The organism is Paenibacillus amylolyticus (assembly GCF_051136285.1).
In the GTDB taxonomy this organism is placed as follows: domain Bacteria; phylum Bacillota; class Bacilli; order Paenibacillales; family Paenibacillaceae; genus Paenibacillus; species Paenibacillus amylolyticus_F.
Genome location: NZ_CP194938.1, coordinates 5,816,605 through 5,842,449, shown reverse-complemented (window position 1 = coordinate 5,842,449; position 25,845 = coordinate 5,816,605). Strand labels below are relative to the sequence as shown.

18 protein-coding genes are annotated in these 25,845 nt (G+C 49.1%); 1 reads left to right on the top strand and 17 read right to left on the bottom strand.

Features of this window, described 5'->3' with window-relative positions; genetic code table 11:
• Positions 1-10: 10 nt before the first annotated feature.
• The 12 genes from floA to ACR8BL_RS25225 form a co-directional block, all read right to left on the bottom strand.
• Positions 11-1,018, bottom strand: coding sequence for a flotillin-like protein FloA (floA, locus tag ACR8BL_RS25280; RefSeq protein WP_434750090.1), 1,008 nt, complete (start codon positions 1,016-1,018; stop codon positions 11-13).
• A 164-nt stretch (positions 1,019-1,182) separates the two neighbouring features.
• Positions 1,183-2,496 carry an NfeD family protein gene (locus ACR8BL_RS25275; RefSeq protein ID WP_434753246.1) on the bottom strand — a complete coding sequence of 438 codons (1,314 nt, stop codon included), beginning with the start codon at positions 2,494-2,496 and terminating at the stop codon, positions 1,183-1,185.
• A 428-nt stretch (positions 2,497-2,924) separates the two neighbouring features.
• The gene (locus ACR8BL_RS25270) at positions 2,925-3,368 is read right to left on the bottom strand and encodes a GatB/YqeY domain-containing protein (RefSeq protein ID WP_090914751.1); all 444 of its coding nucleotides are present in this window, start codon (positions 3,366-3,368) and stop codon (positions 2,925-2,927) included.
• A 15-nt stretch (positions 3,369-3,383) separates the two neighbouring features.
• Complete coding sequence (gene rpsU / locus ACR8BL_RS25265) at positions 3,384-3,557, bottom strand: 30S ribosomal protein S21 (protein WP_005547957.1); 174 nt, start codon at positions 3,555-3,557, stop codon at positions 3,384-3,386.
• Between the two features lie 180 nt (positions 3,558-3,737).
• Positions 3,738-4,097 (bottom strand): histidine triad nucleotide-binding protein, encoded by a 360-nt coding sequence (locus ACR8BL_RS25260; RefSeq protein ID WP_434750089.1) that lies wholly within the window; start codon positions 4,095-4,097, stop codon positions 3,738-3,740.
• Positions 4,098-4,367: 270 nt separating this feature from the next.
• Positions 4,368-4,751: a hypothetical protein gene (locus ACR8BL_RS25255; RefSeq protein ID WP_434750088.1), complete on the bottom strand. Its 384-nt coding sequence runs from the start codon at positions 4,749-4,751 to the stop codon at positions 4,368-4,370.
• A gap of 329 nt (positions 4,752-5,080) precedes the next feature.
• Positions 5,081-8,500, bottom strand: coding sequence for an SbcC/MukB-like Walker B domain-containing protein (locus ACR8BL_RS25250; RefSeq protein ID WP_434750087.1), 3,420 nt, complete (start codon positions 8,498-8,500; stop codon positions 5,081-5,083).
• On the bottom strand, positions 8,497-9,681 hold the full coding sequence (locus tag ACR8BL_RS25245) for an exonuclease SbcCD subunit D (protein ID WP_434750086.1): 1,185 nt from the start codon (positions 9,679-9,681) through the stop codon (positions 8,497-8,499). The genes ACR8BL_RS25250 and ACR8BL_RS25245 overlap by 4 nt, the downstream gene beginning before the upstream one ends.
• Before the next feature lie 51 nt (positions 9,682-9,732).
• A complete protein-coding gene (addA, locus tag ACR8BL_RS25240; RefSeq protein WP_434750085.1) occupies positions 9,733-13,953 on the bottom strand; it encodes a helicase-exonuclease AddAB subunit AddA in 4,221 nt (1,406 codons plus the stop codon).
• Entirely contained in the window at positions 13,953-17,456 is a 3,504-nt protein-coding gene (addB, locus tag ACR8BL_RS25235) for a helicase-exonuclease AddAB subunit AddB (RefSeq protein ID WP_434756469.1), read from the bottom strand. The genes addA and addB overlap by 1 nt, the downstream gene beginning before the upstream one ends.
• Before the next feature lie 251 nt (positions 17,457-17,707).
• Positions 17,708-18,247, bottom strand: coding sequence for a hypothetical protein (locus tag ACR8BL_RS25230; RefSeq protein WP_434758278.1), 540 nt, complete (start codon positions 18,245-18,247; stop codon positions 17,708-17,710).
• A 255-nt stretch (positions 18,248-18,502) separates the two neighbouring features.
• The gene (locus ACR8BL_RS25225; RefSeq protein WP_434750083.1) at positions 18,503-19,879 is read right to left on the bottom strand and encodes a class I SAM-dependent rRNA methyltransferase; all 1,377 of its coding nucleotides are present in this window, start codon (positions 19,877-19,879) and stop codon (positions 18,503-18,505) included.
• Between the two features lie 358 nt (positions 19,880-20,237).
• On the opposite strand from ACR8BL_RS25225, the gene ACR8BL_RS25220 reads away from it, so the two are divergent.
• Positions 20,238-21,239 carry a Na/Pi cotransporter family protein gene (locus ACR8BL_RS25220; protein WP_434750082.1) on the top strand — a complete coding sequence of 334 codons (1,002 nt, stop codon included), beginning with the start codon at positions 20,238-20,240 and terminating at the stop codon, positions 21,237-21,239.
• Between the two features lie 80 nt (positions 21,240-21,319).
• Here the strand turns inward: ACR8BL_RS25220 and ACR8BL_RS25215 are convergent, their stop codons facing one another.
• The 5 genes from ACR8BL_RS25215 to prmA form a co-directional block, all read right to left on the bottom strand.
• Complete coding sequence (locus ACR8BL_RS25215; RefSeq protein ID WP_434753245.1) at positions 21,320-21,757, bottom strand: NUDIX hydrolase; 438 nt, start codon at positions 21,755-21,757, stop codon at positions 21,320-21,322.
• Positions 21,758-21,859: 102 nt separating this feature from the next.
• Positions 21,860-23,206 (bottom strand): tRNA (N(6)-L-threonylcarbamoyladenosine(37)-C(2))-methylthiotransferase MtaB, encoded by a 1,347-nt coding sequence (gene mtaB / locus ACR8BL_RS25210; protein WP_434750081.1) that lies wholly within the window; start codon positions 23,204-23,206, stop codon positions 21,860-21,862.
• A 2-nt stretch (positions 23,207-23,208) separates the two neighbouring features.
• Complete coding sequence (locus ACR8BL_RS25205; RefSeq protein WP_434750080.1) at positions 23,209-23,973, bottom strand: RsmE family RNA methyltransferase; 765 nt, start codon at positions 23,971-23,973, stop codon at positions 23,209-23,211.
• 148 nt (positions 23,974-24,121) lie between these two features.
• Positions 24,122-24,802: a site-2 protease family protein gene (locus ACR8BL_RS25200; RefSeq protein ID WP_434750079.1), complete on the bottom strand. Its 681-nt coding sequence runs from the start codon at positions 24,800-24,802 to the stop codon at positions 24,122-24,124.
• 3 nt (positions 24,803-24,805) lie between these two features.
• Entirely contained in the window at positions 24,806-25,771 is a 966-nt protein-coding gene (gene prmA / locus ACR8BL_RS25195; RefSeq protein ID WP_434750078.1) for a 50S ribosomal protein L11 methyltransferase, read from the bottom strand.
• Positions 25,772-25,845: the final 74 nt, after the last annotated feature.

Here is a 25,845-nt window from a genome sequence, read left to right as displayed (position 1 = left end):
CATTCACCGCCTATCTTCCGTTTTTGGAATCACCCTGATCATTGGAATTCGGACTCTCAGCAGGTTTCCCCAAAGTGTTGCGCATCTGAGTATCAGCTTCAATGTTTTTCAGGTTCATATAATCCATCACGCCAATTTTACCACTACGGAGTGCTTCGGACATCGCGAGTGGTACTTGGGACTCGGACTCTACGACACGTGCTCTCATCTCAACAACGCGCGCTTTCATCTCTTGCTCTTGTGCTACGGCCATTGCACGACGCTCTTCTGCTTTTGCCTGTGCAATACGTTTATCTGCTTCTGCCTGCTCGGTTTGCAAGAAGGCACCAATGTTTTTACCTACGTCTACGTCCGCGATATCAATAGACAGGATTTCAAACGCAGTACCCGCGTCCAAACCTTTGGACAATACCGTACGAGAGATCAAATCCGGATTTTCCAGGACATCTTTGTGAGAGTTCGAGGAACCATTCGTACTTACAATACCTTCGCCGACACGGGCAATAATGGTTTCCTCACCAGCACCACCGACGAGGCGATCGATATTGGCACGAACTGTAACTCGCGCTCTAACTTTAACTTCAATACCGTCTTTGGCAACCGCGGATACGATTGGTGTTTCAATAACACGCGGGTTAACGCTCATTTGTACGGCTTGCAATACGTCACGACCTGCAAGGTCAATGGCTGCAGCACGTTCAAATTCGAGTGGAATATTGGCACGTTGTGCAGCAATCAATGCATTAACAACACGGTCAACGTTACCACCAGCAAGGAAGTGACTCTCCAATTGGTTCATTGTCAGTTGAAGACCTGCTTTGGTTGCTTTGATCAACGGGTTAACGATACGACTTGGTGTTACACGTCTCAATCTCATCGCCACCAACGTGATGATGCCAACACGTACGCCGGATGCAATAGCCGAGATCCAGAGCATAACCGGGAAAAAGCTGAAAAATACGCTCAGTACGATAATAGCCAGCACCGCGATGAGCAAAATGGTGATCATTGGATCCATAGTTTAAATTCCTCCGTTTGTAATATGTTTTTTTGTAAAAGGGAGCATCAGAACTGACGCCAATGAATCCGCTGCTGAAACATCTTTCCACCACATTGCCTGCAGCTCGGCATTATGGTTATGTACGTTGCCGAAGTGATATCATCGCTTCGGCAACCTCAGGGTTACACCGGCAAAGCCTGTTGCACAACAATCCGGGTACCTTCTGCTTTGATCACAATAATCGGCGTATCAATTGGAATAAATCCGCCATCTGTGACCACATCGATGCGCTCACCATCAAACATCGCCGTTCCTGATGGACGAAGCGGTGTAAGACTGATGCCCTGCAAGCCAATCAGCTCTTTACGCTCTGTAGCCGAAGAATATCCACGATCAGCCGATAACTTGTCGCTTAATATGAATCGATTCCATATTCCTCGATCCTTAAAGACCACAGCGATGATCGCGATTACAACCAGCGCAGCTCCAAAAGCAATACCCAGGGACACAAACGCATCACTCGTGTCGTAAGCCGCTCTGACAACTCCGGCTACCAACGCAATGGATCCCAAAATCCCCAGAATCCCAAAGCTTGGAATAAACATCTCCAGAATCATCATGACAAGCCCGACCGTAAATAATACCCATGTCTCCGCCCCGGCAAACCCCGCAATGTAGTTTCCGGAGAAATAAAGCACAAAACATACAATCCCTACAATTCCTGGAACGCCAAATCCAGGCACAATCAGCTCAATGATGACACCAGCAATACCAATGAACAGAAGTACCGTCATCACAATCGGATTGGTTAAAAATGTGGAAACATTCTCGGCAGCAGTGCGTTCCAATTTGAACACATGTTCTTGACTATAACCAAGCCAAACTGCTGCTTCCTCAGGAGTATTGCTGATATGGTCGGCATAACCCACTTTTAATGCGTCCTCAGCGGAGAGAGCAATAATTTCACCTTTTTGTTTAGTTTTATTGATCTCCGGCATCTCTACCACCATATTCACGTCAGCCATGCCTGCCGCAATATCACCATCCCGGCCACTCTTTTGGGCAGCACCCTCCATTTTACTCGTCCAGTATGCTACCAGCTTGGGATCGTCGACATGTTTGCCTGTGCTGTCTACCATGGCTGCCGCACCAATCATACTGCCTGGTGACATTACGATCTTATCTGCATTCAGTGCAAGAAAACTCCCTGCGGATGCAGCGTCACCGCGAACAAACGCCAACGTTTCAATCGGGCTGTCTTTGATCATCGTACCTAGCGCATCTGCAGTATCTACACGGCCTCCCGGCGTATTGATATCAAGAATGATCAAGCCAGCATTCATTTCCTCTGCTTCCTTGAATCCGCGCTCCATGAATTTGCCTAATCCCTGTTCGATTGGTTTATCCACCGGAATAATATATACGGCGCCGCTTTTCTCAGCTGCATGCACTGACGGTATTCCAATCAAAACAGGAAGCAAAAGCGTCAGCAGCATCAAGAGCAGTATTGAACCCGCAAGCTTCTTCCGGCGCTTTCCCTTCACATTAGTCCCCCCTTTTCCGATAATGTTATACTGTCCAGCTTATGGTATTTATTACGTACAATGCAACATTACGTTTCAAAAAACTTAAAATTATATTTGAATATTCGAGTAATTGCAAGAAATATATATCCAAAATCATGTTTTTAATCCATTATTTTTTAATTATTGTGTATAATTAGTGAAGGAAAGAAATGCATATTTAAGAATAAGACATCCACACAAGTAATACAAAGTAATCTTATGCTATCGCAACAAGTTAGAGAATGACATTCTCGTGAACTATTCCACTATAAAAAAATAAGAAGATGATACTAATGACGATGAAGACGAAATAGAAAAAACACCTCCTGACAAGTCAGGAGGTATTTATTGAATTTGCTTTATTGCAGAAATTGTTGAACTGCTTGATTAACCAGTTTGCCGTCCGCTTTGCCTTTGACTTTCGGCATAAGGGCCGCCATCACTTTCCCCATCTCGGCTTTCGAAGAAGCACCGGTTTCCTGGATGGTCTGCTGTACAATTACTTTAATTTCTTCTTCGGTAAGCTGTGCAGGAAGATACTGGATAAGTATTTCAATTTCCGCTTCGGCATTTGCCGCGAGTTCTTCGCGACCTGCTTTGCCAAATTCTTGGAGGGCATCTTTGCGCTGTTTGATTTCACGACTCAGGATATCAAGCACTTCGTTGTCATCCAAATCTCTTTTCAAATCTATTTCAAGATTCTTGATCGTCGAACGAATCAACCGAATGGTGGAGAGTCTGAACTTGTCCTTACTCTTCATCGCTTGCTTCATATCTTCGTTCAATCGTTCGCTAAGATTCATGTAGTTAAAATCCTCCTAAAACTTTCTCTTACGAGCAGCCTCGGACTTTTTCTTGCGCTTTACGCTTGGCTTCTCATAATGCTTACGTTTCTTCACCTCAGCCAAGACGCCATCTTTAGCGATGGAACGTTTAAAACGGCGAAGTGCAGCATCAATAGTCTCGTTTTTGCGAACTTTAGTTTCAGACACCAGTTTTCCCTCCCTCCGACCAGACCGTCCAAGAGCAATAACACGGTTCATCATCTTTCATTATAGGCGAAAGGCAATAAAAGTGTCAACCTTAACGTGATCCCTTAATATTAGCTGAGGTACAGCAATTTATCAAGTGCAAAAAACAATATTGCAACCTGAATGCATCATAACGTGAACTTATTGGTGTGAATCAGACAAACTCGTGAGCGCGCCCAGCCTGGTTCCGCCCAGCAAATGATAGTGCAAATGGTGCACCGTCTGCTCGCCGTCTTGGCCACAATTGTTAATTAATCGGTATCCCGATTCCTGCACGCCCAGCCGTTTGGCAGCCTCCTGTGCAGCCACATGGATTTCCCCGATCAAGGGCAGATCTTCTGCGGTTACATCGTTCATGGATGCGATATGTTTCTTTGGAACGATCAACACATGCGTAGGTGCCGCAGGGTGAATATCGTGAAATACAATCACATGGTCGTTCTCCAGTACTTTGTTGGAGGGAATGGTGCCCTCTACAATTTTGCAAAATAAGCAGTCCATCGTACAATCCCTCCTTCCTTTGACTTCAAATTATGTATACCCCTATATCATACTAAAACTAAAATCGTACGTCCAATGCTGTGCGGACTTGTTTAATTTTTTGTACAACACTGGAACAAATGCTTTTATTTACGTCGCGCACTCCATTTCCCTTGTGATTGTTTTTAAAGGAAAAAGTCACACCCGAAGGCATGGAATCCCATTGCCAGGGTATGACCTTAAGATGTTTGCTTGTAATGAGGTCAATTTGATGTGGACTTAAAACCGCTTTTAATAATATGGCAGTAAGCTTAATGCTGTCAGTGCAAATAAAGGCAGAACCAGCCTGTTAAATCGTCTGCGACCATATCCATAATAAGGATAAGGGGTAGGATAACCGTAACCAGGATAAAATCCACGAGCAGTCGTCGCTGGATAATGAGCTACAGGCATCATATTTGGAGCCACATTTGCATGGCCTGCCATAACTTCATTCCCAACAGGAACGGCCAAATAAATCATTTCGTCATCCACATTCTCTACAATGCCATCATAATACGAACCATCATTCATCTGAATACATACATAACGATGGATGTGATCCTTACATAGTTTCTTTGCTGCTACTTTATCCACGCCTATCGCCTCCCAATTGATCTCTTCTTCACCCTTCATCGTATTCAGAACTGGGCGGATTGACACTGCATTAGAGAGGTTTAGATCAAAGCGTAAGCATGAGAGGATAAAAATAACATAACGGGAGGCATACTGAACAAAAAAAGAAGCCCCTCGCGAGAGGGCTTCTGTTGAAGTCCTGCTACGCGGACATCTATACAGGATGCTTCCTGAACAGATGTCCGGGCGGGGAGCTTAAAACAAGTTTGTCGGCTTAACTGTAGTATAACAGCGTGGTGAACCTGTATCTGTGATGTAACTCACTCGTTTATCGTATGACATCAAAAAAAAGAAATATTTTACAATGATTCATGACCACGAATCAGAATCTACAAACGTTCCAACACAACCCTTGATCCTGCACCAGCGTCCCCTGCCGGAATCACGACCAGCTTGCGCGGCAAACGCGCACGCAGTTCAGGAACGTGACTGATAATCCCTACGGTGAGCCGATCATCATGCAATTTCTCCAGGGATGTGATGACCGTGTCCAGCAGTTCCGGATCCAATGTGCCGAATCCTTCGTCCAGGAAGAAAAATTGCAGCGGATATTGTCCCCTCAGTTGAATCTGAGCTGATAAAGCTAAAGCCAGCGACAATGAAGTCAGGAATGTCTCTCCCCCCGACAAGGTAGACACCGGACGTTTTACGCCACCATTCGCATCGTCACAGATGACAAAACCGCCGCCCGAATCCACCTCAAGGGAATATCTCTGCTTCGTCAGGAAACGTAAACGTTGGGAAGCTGCATGACTTACCTGCATCAGCTGCTCTTCCGCAATGTACTCTACAAACGCATTGCCTCGGAAAGCGGCTTGCAGCTTGCTCAGCAACTCGCCTTGATGGCTAATCTCCAGTCGTTTTGTCTCCAGCTCAGTCCAGCGAACATGGCGTTGCTGCACATCCTCCAGATCTCGCTCGGCACGCGCTTTTGCTTGCAACGCTGTCTCATCCTCGAATCTGGCCTGTTTCAAACGATCCGTGCAAGCGATCCACTGTTCTTCCGTAACAACTGCACCATCCAGCTTCTGTTCCAGCTCACGCAGCTGAGAAGTAAGTTCGCGCTCACGTTCACGATGATGCTGAATTTCTTTCTTCAACCGTTCGGCGTCCTCGGCAGCGATAGCCGCCTGTGTAACAGCGATATCTGTTTCGAACGGCGACTGTTCCAGAAGTTGTTGCCAACGCTCCTGCGCCTGTTCCAGATGCTCTGCCGCAGAAACGGACGCCTGCTGTGTCATTACGTCACGTTTCACTGATTCCTGCTTCTGCGCATCCGCTTGTTTGAAGCGTTGTGCAGATTCTTCCGCAATCTTGCGCAGTTCGTGCAAGCGCTTCTGCGTTCCATGGATCAGATCCTCTACCCGTTGCTCGCCAACCCACTGGCGCAGACGTTCTTCTTTCTCCGCAAGCTGCTTGCTGCCGCCTTGCCATTCGGTCTGCCACTGGATCAGCTGCTTGTCCAATTCCACCAGCTTCTGCTGCAATGTCTGGACAAGCTGCTCTTTTTCCTCAAGGAACGTGACGCTTTTGCTCAGGCGTTCCTTGATGTCTTCTGCGCGTGCATCGCGCTCCTGCATCGCTTGATAGCGGCCTGCGGCCTCCTCCTGCGCGATGTCAGGCAGTTCTGCGGCCCAGCGGCTCTGCAATGCAGCCGCAGCGGCTTCGCTCTCGGCCAGCTTGCGCTCCGCCTGGGCGAGCCCGGCACGGCCGGCCTCTTGCGCAGCTGCCGCTTCCATGCGGCGCTGCTGCGCGCCCGAAGCCGCCTGCTGCAACGCGGCGGCTTCGCCCTGCAGTGGCGCTGCTGCGTCAGCCAGCGCTTGCGCGGCTTCGCGCAGCGCAGCGGCACGCGTTGCCCAGCCCGCCGGAGATCGCCCACTATCGGGCGATCCGGCAGGCTCGGGCTCCGCTGCCGCAGGCGCGGCCTCGGCTGCGGCCGGGGCATCGCCGGCCGCGGCGCCAAGCTGCGTCAGCAGGCTGCGACGTTCGTGCAGCTGCTGGCGCAGCCCGAAGCGCAGCTCCTGCAGCTCCGCGTGCAGGCTGCGCAGCAGTTCCAGGTCCGCATCGTCTGCGTGCGGACCTTCTCCCGGCGGCGCAGCCGGGAGCGGGTGGTGTGCGGAGCCGCACACCGGGCATGGCTCGCCATCGCGCAGCTCGGCGCGCAAGGCGGTGGACAGCCGGTGCAGCTCCTGCTCACGCATCGTGCCGCGCAGCTGTTCCTCCGCCTGGGCCAGCAAGCGTTGTTCGCGGCTGATATCCTGCTCACAGGCAAGCAGGGCCTCAAGACCCGCTGACGCCTGTTCAACCAATTGCTGGCGCTGTTCGGTCAGGCGTCTTTCTTCCGCAGCCGCCACTTCCAGCTTGGCGGCTCCTTGTTCGGCAGACTGCTGATAGGTCTGCATATCCGCTTTATGCTGTTTTACCTGCTCAGACGCCGTATCGATCCGATGCTTCAGTTCAAGCGCTGCTTGCAGCTGTCTGCGTTCCTCGGACTTCACTTCGTTTGGCTTGAGACTCTCCTGTAATTCCTCACGCCGTTTACGTCCACGCAGTTGAAGCTCCTGCTCTTTATGAAGCTGTTGCCTCAATGTTGTCTGTTCAGCTTGCCCTTTCTCCATCAGCTGTGCAAGTCGTGAACAATCCGCCTGCAGACCATCCCGTTCCCGTTGCAGTGCCTTGGCTTGTTCCAGCTGATCCAAACGCAGGAGTAATTTCGGCTCTTCTGCTGCCAGCTGTTGCCGGGCCTCTTCGGCCTTTTCCGCTTCCTGCACAGCTAGACGTTCATGCTCCGCTGCCTGCTGCCGAGCCATTGCTGCCTCCATCTGCCTCTGCTTCTGGGTTGCTGATGCACTCTGCACGGTCTGAAGAGCAGGTAGCATCGCTTCGGCAGCTCCCGATAACTTCAAACGTTCTTCATTTGCTTCAATCTGTTCTGCCTTGGAATGCAGTTGCTCCTGCTCTTCCATTCGTGTTTGCCGTTCCTGACTCAGCTCACGAATTCTTCCGAATTGTTCTGCTTCCTTCACCGCTGAATCCAATACTTTTCGCGATACCTCGGCATGCTGAATTGCCGCCTGAAGCAAATGTTTCGTTTCTTCGAGCGTTTCTCGACTGGCATTGCCAAGTCCCTGCTGCTCTGCAGCAAGGGATTGATGCGCCATGTCATTGTCCTTGACTCGCCGACTCAATTTAATCGAGAGCTGATCTCCGTACTTTTCCAGATGGAAGAGCCGTTGCAACATCTGCCTCCGCTCACTCCCTTTCAGCGAGAGAAACTCGGCAAATTTCCCTTGTGGCAAAACAACCGCCCTTGTGAAATCATCCATTTTCAGACCAATCACATCTTCAACGCACCGATTCACTTCGGCCAGCTTGTCAGCAAGCACCTGATCTTCCCCGTCAATCGTCTCGATAAACTTGCTGACCGTATTGCTGACAGATACTTCATTGTTACGCTTGAAACGCCGTTCTACCCGAAATCTCCTTGTCCCCTCTGCCGAAACAAGCTCAAATGTAAAAGCAACAGAGAGTGAATCTTCAGCATGATTCATAATGCCCTGTGTACCATTCACCGCCCGCTCCACCTTGCCATACATGGCAAGGGTAATCGCATCAAGCAAGGAAGATTTGCCACTCCCAGTGGGCCCGAAAATTCCAAACAAACCGGTCTCGGTCAGCACCGTAAAATCAACTTCCTGCATCTCACGATAACTTTGCAGTCCGGCAACCTTCAGTAAAATCGGTCTCATCTGCCTTCGACCTCCTCGCGCACACCTGGCTCATCTTCATCCACAAGCTCCAGGAACAACTGTACAAGGCTATCTTCGGGCTGTGCTCCGCCGGTCTGACGCTGATAAAACTTGCGGAAAAGTTCATGCACAGGCAGCTCTGAACGCTGCTCTATAAGCCCTGCTGCCTCCATCTCGGGATATACAGGACGAATATGGATAATGCCCTCATGGGCTTTGCGCAACTGCTGAATCTCTTTCAGAGACATCGCATCCTCCAGCCAGACTTCCATATCGATATATGCCTTGGAGTCACGTCCTTCGTCAAGCCAACGGTACACTTCAGCCAGACCGCCGCGTGCCTTCCAGCGAACGAGCGGATTACCCGACGTAAGCAATACCTCTTCGACTTGTGCTGCTCCGCCTGGCGTAAGATCCACCATTGTAACGGATTTGCTCTGTCCGGCTTCCGAGAAACTGTACGCCAGTGGAGAACCGCTGTACCGAATGACACCATCCCCTTTGACGGCTTGTGCCCGATGCAAATGCCCCAGTGCAGTATACTGTGCCCCTGTAGCCAAAGAAGATGGGTCTACCGTGTAGGCTCCCCCCACTTGAATAGGCCGTTCTGAATCGCTCTCTACTCCGCCTAACACATAAATATGGCTCATAGCGAGATTCACTGTATCTGGACGAAAGGAAGAGGCCAAACGCTGCATTAACATGCCCACTCTGCGGCTGTAGGCTTGACGAAGCACATTCTCGTCCCCATCCGTCGTTAACAGCTCATTTAATCTCGCTTCCGAGGGGTACGGTAAAGCTGCGATGTGTGCTGTCTCTCCGGTTCGCCGTGTATGAATGGTAACCGCTTCTGACACAGGCGTGCCCACCAACGTAATCCCTTGTCTGTTCACAAGAGGAGTCACCGAAGCTACCCGCTCGGGTTGATCATGGTTGCCTGCAATGACAACAAGGGGTCTTCCGTCCTCTGTCAAACGTGCAGCCGCCTCATAAAACAGCTGTTCCGCCGAGGCAGGTGGATTCACCGAATCGTATACATCTCCAGCCATCAATATAACATCGGCTTGTTGATCATCGGCAAGTTTGACGAGTTCATCGACAAAATCCTCCTGTTCACGAAGCCTGCTTCGCCCCTCCAGCGTTTTCCCCAGATGCCAGTCTCCCGTATGCAAGATACGCATCGTCCGTTCCACCTCTCTTCTCTAAACTCATCTATCATTTCTTCTATCACTTTATAATTTAACCGCATGACCACCATCAAAAAAGTAGAGCCATGTATGGTCAACTTGCCGACCCAATATATCCTCAATCGCCCGTCCGTACAATTCTAGTTGGAAACGATAGTTTTCAACCAGCGATTCCATTCCCCCGCGATGATCCAGTACACGATCCGTCTTGTAATCTAGCAGAACAAGTTCGCCATCGACCTCATAAAGACAGTCAATGATTCCCCTTACGAGCACGGTTTCGTTCTCTAGCAGAGCCTGTACTTTACTATGTTCACCGAACATCTCCTGCTCTTCATTCCGCTGCAATTCATGAAGCCACTCCGCAGGAGATTGATGTGCCGGGAGGCCATAAGTAAATGGTATCTCTCTTTTAATCCATGCCGCACGAAGCATCTCCATTCCTGGTTGTGTTTCAAAGAAGGCCGTTAATTCACCGCGATCAATTGCCTCTACCTGATAAGGAAGCAAAATTTGAAGCTCCAGCACGCGGGAAATGGTCTGTTCCACAACCGCTGTATCCACAACAGATCCGTCTACAGGAAGATGCTGCATCAACGTGTGATACACGATTCCCCGTTCTGTTCCCGTCAGTTGTCTCTCTTCCATGAATTTGGGACGGCGCAGATGTAGCTTGAATGAAGATTCTATTGCTTGGGTTCCCTGGAGAATCTCCGTATGCTCCCGCAGCTCTTCCATCACGGGATACGAAACATCCTCCTGTTTCGAAAGTAAACTCTTCATTTCCGTCACCGAAGTGCTCGCAGCCACATGTGAAGCTTGTTCATACGGATACGACCAGGAAAGTCTTTTATCTATTTCACGTACAAGTCCATCCAGAACCTCTTCATTGCATTCGTTTGAATCTGACTGCTCAATCACTGCTGCCGACGAATTTAATCGAACTGGCCGCAACTCTTGCAGAGCTGTCGTCCGTTCTGTTCTCAACTCATTCATCACGTCTTCTTCGTTCTGCATACCGCCTGTGTTCATATCACGAGACACTCGATCCGCAGCAACCACCGATATGTTCCAGCGTGATTCATCACTTGCCAGACAGGCCGCAAAACGATCACGATCCCCCGCAAGCTCACGCAGCACTGCCGCATCCCTGTGTCTTATTAATGCCGGGCCGATCCAGTCCAGATAATTTCGTCCCGCAGCAAGCAGATAATCGGGTAGCGCCAGTTCTGGACTGTCTTTAACCTGTGACCAAACCTGCGCCTTTTTAGTTGCATCCTTCACCGTTCCTACCAGAATCATTTTCTCTTTTGGCCGGGTTAAGGCAACGTAAAGCACCCGCATCTCTTCCGCCAGAAGTTCAAACTGAGCCCGCCGACGTATAGCCAGATTGGCTAATGTGGGATAGGCCACCCTGTTGTCACGATCCACAAATCTCGGGCCAAAGCCAAGTTCCTTGTGCATCAGAAACGGTGCATGAAGATCCTGCTGATTAAACATTTTTGAGACGCCGCCGACAAACACAATCGGGAACTCCAGACCTTTGCTTCGATGAATGGTCATGATTCGTACCGCATTGTCCTGTTCTTCTGAACCGCTGGCTGCTGCTCCGAGGTCACCGCCATTTTCCCGCAATCTGGAGACATAGGTCAGGAAACGGAACAACCCTCGATTTGCCGTAGCTTCCTCATATTGACGCGCTCGATCATATAATGCCTTCAGATTGCTTTGGCGCTGTTGACCGCCCGGAAGCCCGCCAACCCAGTCCAGATATCCGGTTTCACGAAAAATGCGCCAAATCAGCTCACTTAAGCTGCCTTGTCTTGCCTCGAGTCTCCACTGTTCCAGCTGGCGCAAAAAACGAATGAGCTTCTGTTGCAGATCCAAATGAGTGAATTCGTTGTCACCCACCAAGCCTGTATCTTGTTCAAGCAGTTCAGGTCGCGCACCCTCTATCGAATCCACTTCCATTTCAGTAGTAACGGCTGATTCGCGCTGCCCCTGTTGGATCTCTGACCAACCTTCCGGCCACTGCAACTGAATCAAACCTTCATCCTTCGAGTCCTGTCCTGGCTCAGACCGCTGACCGGGCCCATTCGATCCACTCTTCCACTCTCCTGCAGCTGATACAACTGCATCATAGAAAGACTGTCTCTTGTCCCCTAGACGAATCTGGGCAAGTTCTTCTTCATTCAATCCAACTATAGGAGAACGTAGCACGGACGCTATGGGAATATCCTGTCTTGGATTATCCACAAGCTGCAATAGTGATAACATAATTTCGACTTCCGTAGCTTGAAAATACCCCTTACTCTGCTCTCCACCTGCAGGGATGCCCTGCTGTCTGAATTCCTCAATCATCAGCGGTGCCCACATCAGGGTCGAACGCAACAAAATAACAATGTCTCCATAACGTGCCGGACGCATTGTCTGCAGAGCCTTATCATAGACGCTGAGAGCGGGTTTATCTGTTTCTCCCACCATTTCTCGAATTCGCGCGGCAATTGCACGTGCTTCCAGTTGAGCCGTTTCAAGTTCGGCGTTCTCCAGTTCTGCAGTTACAACCGCATCTACTCCATCTTCGGTTACCTCCGATAGATCCGCTCCGCTGCCTTGGCGATCAATTAACAAAAGCTCGGGCGTGTACGCTTCGCTTCCAAGTGTCTCTGATGGAAAGGATGCACCGTAGGCCAGCTGAGCCCGCTCATCATAGGCAATCTCAGCAACACCTTCGTTCATAAGCTGTTTGAATATAACGTTGACGGAATGCACCACTTCGGCACGACTACGGAAATTACGGGCAAGTTCGATTCGTTTCCCCGTTCTTGTACCGTTCTCTCCATTGTCATCCGTATGCAGATGAACACTCGCCGTGTAGTTACGATATTTGTTCATGAACAGGCCAGGCTCAGCCAAGCGGAAACGGTAAATACTCTGTTTGACATCACCAACCATGAAGCGGTTACCCGGGTTCTCTCTGGAGATCAATCTGACGATATCCTCCTGAACCGTATTCGTATCCTGATATTCATCCAGCAGTACTTCATCAAAACGTGCACGATATTCCATCGCCGCATCCGAAGGCATCGAATGTTCAGGTGTGGAATCCTCATGGCGCAAAATGTGCAGACAATAGTGCTCCAGGTCGTTAAAATCAACCTGTCCGCGTTCCTGCTTCGCCTGACGATAACGCTCGCCAAAGGTACTGACCAGACGAGAAAGTTCTTGCATCAGCGGTGCAGCCTGCTCCAGTTCCTGCCAGAAGGAGAATGCACTCCTGCCAAAAAGTGAACCTTTCAGATCGGCAACAGCCTTTTTGGCTGTTTCCCGCAACTCCTTCACCTGCTCCTGCAGCCCAGGGTCGGTCTGATCTTTTTTACAAGGCTTCAATTTGCCAAATGCAACTGGCTCGAATACCTCAGGCAACCTGTCCCAAGGCATGACTTCAACAGCGGATAAAAGCTCTTCAACCATCGCCAAATCCTTTTGGAGTGTCTCCGCATAAGGTGCTGGGCCCTCAGGCTGCAACGAAATCTGAATTCCTTGTCGTAGCAAACCTGCTGCCCCGCTAAGAGCGAGAGCCGCATCATTTAAAATGCTCTGCACCCATGCCGATTGACCCAGCGCCTCTACACTTTCCACTTGAAAAGCTTCTGCCATCTCCAACAGCCAGTGATCTGGCCATGAATGGCTTCGGGAGAAATCGTACAATCGCTGCACCAGCCGATGCATCGCATCATCGTTTCGCTCTCCACTGAACCAGTCCACCAGTTCGCGGAACTTACTGCCCTCGTCTTCTTCGCCGTATTTTTCCTCGAACAGTTCCTCCAGCAATTCCTGACGAAGCATCTCGGCCTCATTTTCATTCAGAATACGAAAAGCCGGATTCAGCGGAATCTGCTGATAGTACCTGCGAATGACTTCCATACAGAAGGAGTGTAGCGTTGTAATGGATGCTCGTCCAAGCAGCGACAATTGCCTGCGCAAATGTTCTTCCTCCGGCTGCTCCTCAAGTGCACGCTCCAGTGCTTCCCGGATGCGCTGTTTCATCTCGGCAGCAGCCGCCTTCGTAAATGTAGCAACAAGCAATCGATCCACGCTGAATCCTTGGGAAGGGTCTGCAATTTTGCGAATAATTCGTTCGACCAGAACAGCTGTTTTACCCGATCCGGCAGCTGCGGCGACCAGAATATCTTCTCCATGCTCGGCAATGGCGCTCCACTGATCATCACTCCAGAAGCTGCCTTCCGGTTTAGGCATATGCATTATAACGTTTCCCCTTCCTGGCTATGAGACAGCATGTCCCAGATTTGCTGTTTGCCCGGTTTGGACAGCAATTTATAATCATTACCCTCAATATTTTCATCAAACTGACAGACCGGTTTGTAAGCACAAAACGTACATGCAATTTCCTGCTGTATTCGATACGGCTCAATCGCAGTATCTCCGTCCGTAATCCGGGTTCCAATCTCGCGGATATTGCCACGAACGGCGGCAAGCAGTGTATCCCACTGTTCTGGAGTCGCTACAGCGGCACTGCTGTAGAAGCTGCCATCTGCTTTTAATGCCACCGGAATTATAGCGGAATGCCCTTTGTCCAGCGTGTTATCCATTTGAGCAACGGCATCACGGTCAGCGAGTAGCAGACCTTTCATTTTAAAACGTTTCAGGAGCTCTTGCCCGGCCTGTTCCGATGTCATGCCATTGGCAGATTGCAGTAGCGGATTATGCACATGGAAATAGAGAGTACCTCCTGGCATCGCCGTTTCCCCTAACCACTCCTCAGCCGCACTGAGCAGCACTTCCAGATAGGTGAGCATCTGCAGCGATAACCCGTAGTACACCTCATGAAGCTTGAGATCCGTCTGGCTGGATTTGTAATCGATCACCCGCAGCAACAGACCATTCTCACCTTCTGCAACATCTACGCGGTCGATCCGGCCAACAATCTCCAATACACAGCCGTTCTCCAGTTCAAAACGCAAGGGCGGCAAGGGTTTCCCTGGACCAAAATCAAGTTCCAGCCCAATCGGTTCGAAGCTGCCGCGTCTGGACTGTTCGCCCAGAATAACGGATGCACGGCTGACGATATCTTTTAATTTGCGGAAAATATAACCATAACGCTTTGTGCTTAGCAAAATTTCGCCCTGAAGCTGCGGAGCGATCTGCTCCACCGTTTGCTCCGCTTCCTGGCGGCATTGATCCGGTGTCAGACTGCCCCAGCTACGATTTTCCTCACGCAGGCGCATCGCCAGTTGACTCAGTGCAGCATGGAACAACTGACCGATATCCGGAGCCTGAAGGCGATATAATTGCCGTTCTTTAAGCTTCAATCCGTGTGATGCAAAATGAGAGAACGGACAGGCAACAAACCGTTCCATCCTTGAAACACTTGTCCGCACCTCCGTACCGTACAGCCGGCGGCTGGTTGAAGTTTGCAGCCGCAGCGCACGGTTACGATAAAAGACAGAACCCAGCAACCGCTCCAGCCCAGGACGGCTCTCTTCACGACTAACATGCCAATTGTAGACTACCCACCATATGTCGGAAATGTCTTCTCCTCTGCGCCACCTGCGCAGCTGTCCAATTAACATGGATAGGCTCTGTTCTGGATGAAGCGCATATGAGAGATGCATGGCCTCCGAATCCGAAACCGGCGGCTGGGCAAGCAAAGGCTGCTCCTGCAATCCAAACATTTTGCGTACATGGCGCACAATTTCGGAAGGCAGTAGTGATTTACCCTCATCATCTGCGACTGGATAGCTCAACCATAACTGCTTGCTGGCCGCTGTCAAAGCGGTGTAGATCAGAAAACGTTCATCCAGCATGAGTCTCGTTGCTCCAGGTCCTAGACCCATACCTCTTTCATTGAGTAACAATCTTTCCTGCTCGGTTAACACACCGTTATCTTGAGGAATCGCTGGCAGCTCTCCATCAACGGCTCCGAGAATAAAAACATATTTCATATCACGCAGACGTGTGCGATCCATAGAACCAAACAACACCTGGTCAAGTGCCGGGGGAACAAGCCCCAGCTTGAGTTCAGTCAATCCCGTTTCCATCATGCCCGCGAACAAAGTGATGTCCAGGCGTTCATTACCCATCATGTCAACCATCTGATCCAGCAGATCCAGCACAGCACCCCACATTTGACGATGCTCTCTGAATCGCTCCGGATCCCCTTGTGCCTTGGCCTGAGCGGACATCTGATCCAGCTTACGTGCAATATCTGCGTCCTCTAACAGCCTGAATAAAGCCTCACACTGGGCGGCAGCCGTTTTTGCTTTTTTCATTCGTTTCTCGAACGTGCCAAGTGCCGATGTGATTAAGGTTCTGCAGCTTTCCATCAGTGATAATACAGCATCGCGTCCTCGGCTACGTCCTTCCTGGCTGTTATCCTCGAGAGATAAACTCGGTACATACTTCCACGGCTTTCCATCTGTCCAGCGATATCCGTGAATACCGCAGGCAAGCACATAATTCTCCAGTTGATCCATATCTTCACGCGTGATAGATCCATCCAGAGGAAGGAGCAGCTCTGTTTTGATACAGCGAAATACATCCTCATAACGCCAGTTGCGCCTGACGATATCCAGTGCTGAACGGATGAATTCGGATAAGGGATGATGCAGTTCACTTCGTCTTCGGTCCAGAAAGACCGGAACATCATAATCCCTGAATAACGGCTCCGCAATATCAGCATAAGTCTCCAGTCCGCGAACCAGCACCGCCATATCCCGATATCTCGCTCCATCCTCCTGTGCCAGACGACGCATTTCACGCAGTGCTCCCTCGAGCTCTGCCCTGCGATTCTCCGCAGCGATCAAGCGTATGCCTGAGTCCTCGCCCTGACTTCTCCAGCGAACACGCCGATCAAAACCAGCCTCCAGATGAGCAAGTCCCGGCCGATCCTTAAATCTCGGCAACACTTCGTCGTGAAATACCGTTGTATCGGTAGACACTCCCAAATGTTCGGCCATGCCTTTAAGGCGCACATAAGCACTGGCAGTGGGATAAAACAACTCCAGTTCTCCCGGCAGAACACCTTGCTCGTAAGCATGATCAAGCGTCAGGGAGATGGTTACAGACGAGGCTTGTAACATCAGCTGCCCAATAACACTCATCTCTTGCGGCGTGAAACCGTGAAATCCGTCAATCCACACTTCAGCTCCCTGCAGCCATGTGCTTTCCGGTAAACGACCCTTCAGTTCATTCAGCGTGTCCTCATCATCTATATATAAATCGGCCAATTCCTTCTCATAGTCATGGTAGATCAGATTCAAATCATGTAGCTTGTCTTCCAGAATAGGTGAAGCAGACGCAATGCTCCATTCTGCAATTCCCTCTTCGAGTGCCGAGGCATGAACTTCATATCGTTTGAACTCACTATATAAATTCGTCAATTCCCCAATAAATCCAAGCTGGCTGCCCGAAGCAGCAAACAGTCTCAGTTCTTCTTTCCGACGCTGGATGACTTTATATAAAAGCATCTTCTTGCCCTCGGCTCCAATCGGAATACGGGCAGAACCGCCAGCCTCCTGCATGACGCGATAAGCAAGACGTCGAAACCCAAACACCTCGGCACGCATCGTGCCTTTAATTCCTCCTGAAGAAACCAGCGCCTGTTCTGTCCGGAATGAGCTCTGTTCCGGAACAAGCAGAATCAGTGGTTTTCCTTGAGGCTCCTGTTGAAGCAGGGATGTGATTTCCCGAGTGATCAGTGTGCTTTTGCCACTGCCTGCCCGGCCAATTACAAAGCGTACGGACATGTGTCATCCTCCAAACTGCACGTACAAGATTTTAATTTCCAGTATACCATACCTCGTCCGCTTCGGAACATACGTTTGCCATGATCCACCTAATAAGACCATAATATTGTTATTGGCATATAAGAAATAAGACTGATATTAAAAAAGCCGCCGCCTGTATAATGCAGCCAGCAGCAATAATTATGGAATGAAGTTTATTGCCAAACCCGGTGACCAATAAGCCTATTCATAGTTTCCAGTCAACAATTCAGTTAAACAAATTCAAGCTCTGTAGCCTTTAGTATGGCCTCAAAAAAGTCCCGGTTTCTCTGGCTATATCCCGGCTTGTTTAAGATTTCGAATGTACGCTCAATCCCCTTATGCACGAATGCCTGATCATTGATTAGTAATCCGTAGCTTAAAATCGTTACGCAGCAGTTAAAAAGATCACCAGTAGGCCAGTGATGTGGTCGTTTGGTCAAATATTCATCAACAGCAGAACGTTGCTCTATACGAGGCAGCAAATACTTGCTTTCTGCTTCTTTAAATCTGTCTGCTACTTGCAGAGCAGCTTCTCGTAAATTTTCAGAGGAAACAAGAACAGGATATTTATGCTCTGTATACTTTTCAACACTGTTGCCGAAGCCGACTGTAGCATTTGAGATCAACGTTATTTGATGCTTTTCAAGAAATGTATGTAATCGTTCAGTGGCATCCTCAAAACGGCACGACATGATTGGTAAATACAGCATACGGCGGTTTTGAATGAACAAAATGACTATGTAAGCTCCAAACCACACCCGGCTTAACATTTTTCTTGAAAGTATAGTCCGTCGGGCTGGAATCAGTCTCTCTATGTTCCACGTACCCTTCCGCTGCAATGATTTGCCGCAATTCAGCATAAAAATAAGGCGGGACGAAGACTGAACGCCGTATCCTTTTTGAATCTATAACGAGAACAGCAGGATCTGGCTCTATCATTAAAAACAAAATACCCTATAAGATGGACTTTTTAAAGTGTCTATCCCATAGGGTACATTTTTCATTCTTAATCAAAGAAGATTCTCTTAATTCTTTTTGCTTCTTACTTCGAAAATAGCGAATTTCAGGTAATGTCCTTCATCTACACCCAAAATTTGCGGGTGATCCTTGCCGGCTGCTTTCCAATCGATTAAACGCAGCACTTTGCCAGCATCTTCCGCTGCATCCGCAATCGTTTCAAGGAACAGATCAGGGCGCATGTGGTAAGAGCAACTTGCGGTTACCAAATATCCACCCTCGTTGACAAGTTTCATGCCCTGCAGGTTGATGTCCTTGTAGCCGCGGCATGCGCCTTTTACTGCCGATTTTGTTTTGGCAAATGCAGGCGGATCAAGGATAACGACATCAAACGTTTTTCCAGCACTGGATAATGCCTTGGATGTATCCACCTTTTGCTCCGCTGCTCGTGCTCGTGCATTGCGCTCATCAAGTCCTTTGACTTGCTCACGCAGATACTGGAAAGCATCGGCTACCACGAACTCGACCCGATCTGTGAATCCATTTAGCTCCACATTGGTTCTTGCGCTTTCGATGGCGTGTTCAGAAATATCGAGACAGGTTACCTTTTTCGCACCATATTTGCACGCGTTCAGGGTAAAGCTGCCGGTATGAGAGAAACACTCCAGCACAGTTGCTCCGTCCCAATACGGGAAAGTAACCACTTTGCCGCTTTTGTTCACCGGCAGCAGCTGTTCAGTTCCTTCGTGCTCGATCTGCTGCAGTGTGATGTCGCTTTTGTATCCCCAGCCTTTCATCAACGGCTCAATGGCCGCACGATTCTCACGCTGGTCGAAGAAGTATCCCGTTTTCTGCCCTTCCACGATATCCACCTTGATGAGCAACCCATTTTCAGTCACCGTAACGTGACGCGGACATTCTCCATAAAGTGGTCCTTTGACCTGCTCCAGACCTTCCAATTCACGGATGGATACATCACTGCGTTCATAAATACCTTCCGGCTGCATCACTTCAATGAGAGCCTGCACCATGGCTTCACGGCAGCGATCCATACCAAGTGTAAGGATTTGCACAACCAAGATGCTGCCGAATCGGTCCACGATCAATCCTGGTAGAAAATCAGCTTCGCCATAAACGAGACGATAGGCCTCGCCATCTTGGATGAAACGTTCCCGATGACGCAGACAATCGCGGAAGCGAGCTGCAAAAAAGGCCGTGTCCATCTGTTCAAACTCCAAAGGCTGGTATGAGACAACTCGAACGGTAATCTGGGAAGCCGGGTTATAATAGCCTGTCGCCAAGTAGCGACCTTGATGATTCAATACGTTGACGATATCTCCCGGTTCCGGGTCACCATCTACAGATGCAATTTCATTATTAAAAATCCAGGGATGTGCATGTTCCAGCCGCTTTTTGCGGCTTCGTTCCAGTATTACGGATGGCAAGATTGATCCACTTCTTTCGTAAGTTAGTTGAAAAGATAGGTTTGGGCGGCAACGAGACGCTCCGGGGACGAATTGATCCTATGATCGCTGTTGTCCTCGGACTTTTCTAATTCCCCTTCTCCAAAGGGAAAATCCGACGACAAGCCTATGCTTCCGATGTAGCTTTCTTTCAGAAAGCTTTCAGGCGTACGCTTCGCTTCTTCGGATTCAATTTCGCCCCCTCTGTTACGTTTGCCGAATCACCGTATCTTTTGAAATGGGGGCTGGCCGTATTATTCAATTCCCCTTGCTTGTCATGCTTGTCTCTGCTTCCTCATAGGATAAGTGATAAGGAATTGGACGGGAGGAATGATTCGGGATGTTCAGAGAAGTTATTCTGCCTCTGTTATATGGGCTTATTATCTTTTTTGGCGGTATGAAGCTAATGGAGACGGCACTACAGCGCATGGCAGGGCCGATGCTGGCAGACTGGCTGAACCGTGCCACTTCTGCCCCATGGAAGGGCATGGCGTTCAGTGCAGGTGCAACTGCCTTGTTGCAGAGTAGCACTGCCGTGACGGTGCTAACCATTGGACTGGCTAACGCACGATTAATCACCTATGGCCGCACACTTGGCATTATCCTCGGCACCAATATTGGAACCTGCCTGACGACAGAACTTGTCGGCCTTCAGATAGGACGTGCCTCACTACCATTACTGCTTGTATCCCTGACAGGCTGGGCCATATTTGTTGTCCTAAGTGAACGCAACCAGGCAGCTCCTGAACGCACCCGCCGTTCATTGGCGAATATACAATTCAGCTTTCTCGCAGCAGCAGGTTTTGCTCTCGTCATGACAGGTATTCAGGTCATGCAATCCATTGCTATACCGCTAAGGAGTATGGGCGTATTTCAATGGTTTCTGGAACGGGCTGCCGACAGCCTGTGGTGGGGATTTCTCGCCGGTGCCTGCCTGACCGCGCTAATTCATAGCAGTGCCGCGGTCATCAGCATGGCCATTACCCTGGCAGCCACAGGTGTATTACCTGTGGAGATCGGCATCGCCATTGTGATCGGTTCCAATGTTGGAACCTGTATCACCGCCGTTATTGCAGCCGCGGGCGGGGCTTCCGCAGGCAAATTCGTGGCAGCCTCCCATGTTGTGCTCAACATTGCGGGAGGGCTGCTGTTTATGCCGCTGATCGGCCAGCTGCATGCAGCGTCGGCCTGGCTGTCAGCGGATAACGGGGCACAGATTGCGCATGCCCAGACCCTTTTTAACATCATCAGTTCATTACTCGCCTTACCGTTCTGTTATCTGCCTATCTGGCATAAAAAAACTCCAGTGCTCACCCCATCGGCAAAAACACCTGTCGTTTGATATCTCGCTATTCATCTACGTTTCTCGATAGTAGAACATGAAGTCAGGCGATCATCGAACGCAGCTCCTTGCCTGTCACGTTATACGTTGATGCCCAGTTTGTTCAAGCCCATGCGCAAAATGTCATCGTTGTTATCGTATCCATTCTGCAGCTGTTTGGACCATGCCTCTTCTGGAGCAAACCAATCCACACCTTTGATCTCTTCGATCTGAGGCTGCAAGTCACCACTTTCTGCTTCCACGAGGTAATAGTGTACTTCCTTGTCCACAGGTCCAAACTCGGCATGCTGATAGGTATAAGCAATGATATTAATCGGCTCCACAATGCGGCCTACCATACCCGTTTCTTCCAAAATCTCGCGGAGTGCTGTCTGTTCGATCGTTTCTCCTTCTTCCATTTTGCCCTTGGCAAGTGTCGTTTTACCGTAACGATCCACAATGAGCTGAATTTGGAGCTGACCCTCTTCTCCTGTTCTGTAGACTACGCCGCCTGCTGAAATTTCTTTTTTGTTCATGATGTTCTCCCCCATCCACTTCGATTCTTTTTATTGGCAAAGAAGGACCTCATCTCCCCGGGTAAACTCCCCAAGGAAATGAAATCCTTGTTCATAACGCCTTGATTACATCGCGGCGGGTTTCACATTCTCTTCAAGCACACGAACCAACGTGCCTTCGCTCTCATTGGCACCTGCTTCAGTCAACTTCACGCGGCACACTTTGCCTACCATATCAGGTGTTCCATCAAACACCAGTTGAATGTAGTTGTCACTGTAACCGTGCAGCTTGCCGCTACCTTCACGGCCTTTCGCTTCACCTTCGGGAATAACCTCAAGCACTTGTCCCACAAATTGTTGAGCATACTCCAGTTGCATCTGTTCAGACAGTTCAATCAGTTCATGCACACGTGCATTTTTGACATCATCATCTACTTGATCCTCCATGCGCGCCGCCGGAGTACCTGTCCGTTTGGAGTAAGGGAACACATGCATTTCAGAAAAGCCGATTTTACGCATCAGTTCATAGCCGTTTCGATACATCTCATCGGTTTCACCTGGGAAACCCACAATAACGTCGGTTGTGATCGCAACATCCGGCATAGCCTCACGTATACGCAGCATTTTGTTATAGAACTCTTCTGTCGTATATTTGCGGCGCATGCGTTTTAGAACTGTGTCATCTCCTGCTTGCAGCGGAATATGGAAATGACGAACCAGTTTATCCGAGCGTTTGATGACATCTAACATCCGATCATCAATCTGGCTTGCTTCAATCGAGCTGATCCGAATACGCTCCAGACCTTCCACTTTGTCCAAATCCCACAGCAGGTCAGTCAGATCATAGTTTTCCATGTCGTCTCCGTACCCGCCCGTATGAATGCCTGTCAGGACAATCTCTTTGTAACCCGCTTGTACGAGCTGATGAGCCTGCTGAACAATGCTGTTTGACTCACGACTGCGGGACAAGCCACGGGACCAAGGAATGATGCAGAAGGTACAAAAGTTGTTACAGCCATCCTGAATTTTGAGGAATGCACGTGTACGATCCGCGAAATCCGGTACATCCATTTCTTCAAAAACACGAGTTTTCATAATGTTGCGCACCGCGTTAACAGGCTGACGAGATTCCTGAATTTCGTTTACATATGGCAAAATCTTATCCCGATCCTGAGTTCCGATGACCAGGTCCACGCCAGGAATATCCAGAATCTCAGCAGGAGATGTCTGAGCATAACATCCGGTTACCGCTACAATTGCATCCGGATTACGCCGGATGGCACGGCGGATAATTTGACGACTCTTTTTGTCGCCTGTATTTGTTACCGTACACGTATTAATCAAATAAACATCGGCTGTCTGTTCATCAAAGTCTACCTGTTCGTATCCTTCATTCTTGAATAATTGCCAGATCGCCTCTGTATCATAAAAGTTAACTTTGCAGCCTAAGGTGTAAAACGCCACGGATGGCATAATTACATTCCCCCCATTTCTCCGGATTCATATAAAACACAGGTCAGTGCAGCCATACCCGCTGTCTCAGCTCGCAAAATACGCTTGCCCAGTCCAACAGAGATTGCACCTGCCTCATCTGCCTGAGATGTTTCCTTCTCGGAAAATCCACCCTCAGGTCCAACTACGATTAACACATTTGCCCCTGTGTCAGGAGCAAGCTGCTCCACAAACGGCCCCAGAACATCTCTAAGCTGCTTGCCGTCCTCTTTTTCATAACAATAACAGACCAGGTCATAGTCCTCAAAAGAAGATAACAGCCCTTTCCAGGAAAGCGGCTGCTCAACGGTTGGAATGCGGTTACGATGACTCTGCTCGGCAGCTTCCTTGGCGATTTTCCGCCAACGCTCCAGACGTTTGCCTTCTTTTTTGGCGTCGTATTGCACAATCGTCCGTTCCGATAAAAAAGGTACAAAGGATACGGCTCCAATTTCAGTGCATCTCTGGATGACCGTTTCCATCTTGTCTCCCTTCGGCAAGCTCTGTGCCACGGTTACATTCAACCGTGCTTCATGATCCATAACCAGCGGTTCCACAACGATTGCTCTCACTTCACCTGCTTCAATACTTTCGATGGCGACCAATGCCTCTCTGGAGTTTCCGTCGCTGACAATCAGCTTGTCTCCAGGCTTGCCACGCATGACTTTGCCAATATGACGGGCATCATCCCCCGTAATCATCACTGCCGTTTCACTGAACTGCTCTGCAGATACAAAATATCGCTGCATATGTTGTCCACCCATTCTTTCCTGTTATGACTGGAATTCTCCCTGTATGGAGGCAGGCAAGAACCCAATCGCCACAGATGATCATACAACTTTTATGTGCTTCTGACCAGCACTAGGGTCTACATGACGAAGCTTTCAAGAGCGTATATTAACGATATAATTCAATAACGAGACCAGCTAAATCTCTGTACATTTCGTTTGCAAACAGATATAACGGCTGAATCGTCACTGCCTGTAATGGCGGAATGACCAAAATCAACAGGAATACAAAAATCGACCATTGTTCCACACCTTGCAGCTTGCGGCTGACCGAAGGAGGTAGCACATCTTCAAGGATACGATAACCGTCCAGCGGCGGAAGCGGAATGAGATTGAACATAAACAGGAAAAAGTTCGTTACACTGAACATCGGCAAAAATGTCATCACGGCTGTGACTACCCGCTCATTTTCAATGTTCCCCAGTGCGCCTGATCCAAACAACATTCCATAGATAACTGCACCGATAATAGCCAACAGCAGATTGCTGAGTGGGCCTACTACAGATACGATCGTCCCCATAAGTCTTGGTCTGTCAAAATTTGCACGGTTTACAGGTACAGGACGTGCCCACCCAAAACCAGCAATCACAAGCAACAGCACTCCTAGCAAGTCAAAGTGCGCTACTGGGTTCAACGTGACCCTTCCAAGCAACTTCGCTGTGGGATCACCGAATTTATTCGCAAAATAGGCATGTGAAAATTCATGTATCGTAAAAGCAATCAGAATGGTCACTAGGAAGAACGGCAGTTGATCCAGCGGAAGACGGAAGATCCGGTCTAAGAAGTCCATAGACTACCTCTTTCTGGCTACAAAAGCTAGCCAATCCTCTTCACGCTCGATCGCGCGAACTTCAAATCCTGATGCCACTAGTGCATCATGTACAACCTGCTCCTTGTTCTTCCATATGCCCGAAACGATATAAATCCCGCCAGACTCCAGTGCGTTATACACATCATCGACGAAAAGTAAAATAATCTCAGCCAAGATGTTGGCTACAATAATTTTGACCGGCAGCTTGACACCCAGAGCAGGATCCTGGCTTCCAAGGACAGACAACAGATCGCTTTCTTTGACTGTAATCTGTTGTTGCATGTTGTTCAGCTCCACATTTTCTATAGCGCTAGTTACAGCAACTGGATCAAGATCTAGTGCCAGTACATGCTTTGCACCCAGTTGTACCGCACCAATAGCTAGAATGCCGGAACCCGTCCCCACATCAATAATTTCTTCGCCGCCCTGAATAACCGTTTCTAATGTACGCAGGCAAAGTGTTGTCGTTGGATGCGTGCCCGTACCAAAAGCCATGCCCGGGTCCAACTCGATAATTTTCTCATCCACGCTCTCTGGTGTGTAATCTTCCCATGTTGGCTTGATCGTCAAACGATCCGATATACGGACCGGTTTGAAGTATTGTTTCCAAGCTGTTGCCCAGTCATTTTCATCAACTGTACGCGTTTCGTAACGAATCTCTCCGACATTAATTCCAAAATCGGGCAATTCTTCAATTCTCGGATTTACTTCTGCCTGTAAGGAAGCCATGTCTGTACCTTCAGAGAAATATCCTTTAATAACAGCAAAACCTTCGGGAATGTCATTCAGTGGAACATCATATAACTCGCCATAGGTTGTATCCCGTTTTTTATTTAAAGTACCGGATTCTTCAATCGAAACCCCTCCAGCACCCGCTTCATGCAAAAAATTTGAAATCATCTCCACAGCTTCTTCTGTGGTATGTATTGTTAGTTCATGCCATAACATACGTGGTTTTGCCTCCTCAATAATTAAAACGTGGTTTTGCCTGCTTATAATTTAAACATCCCAACTATTGTACT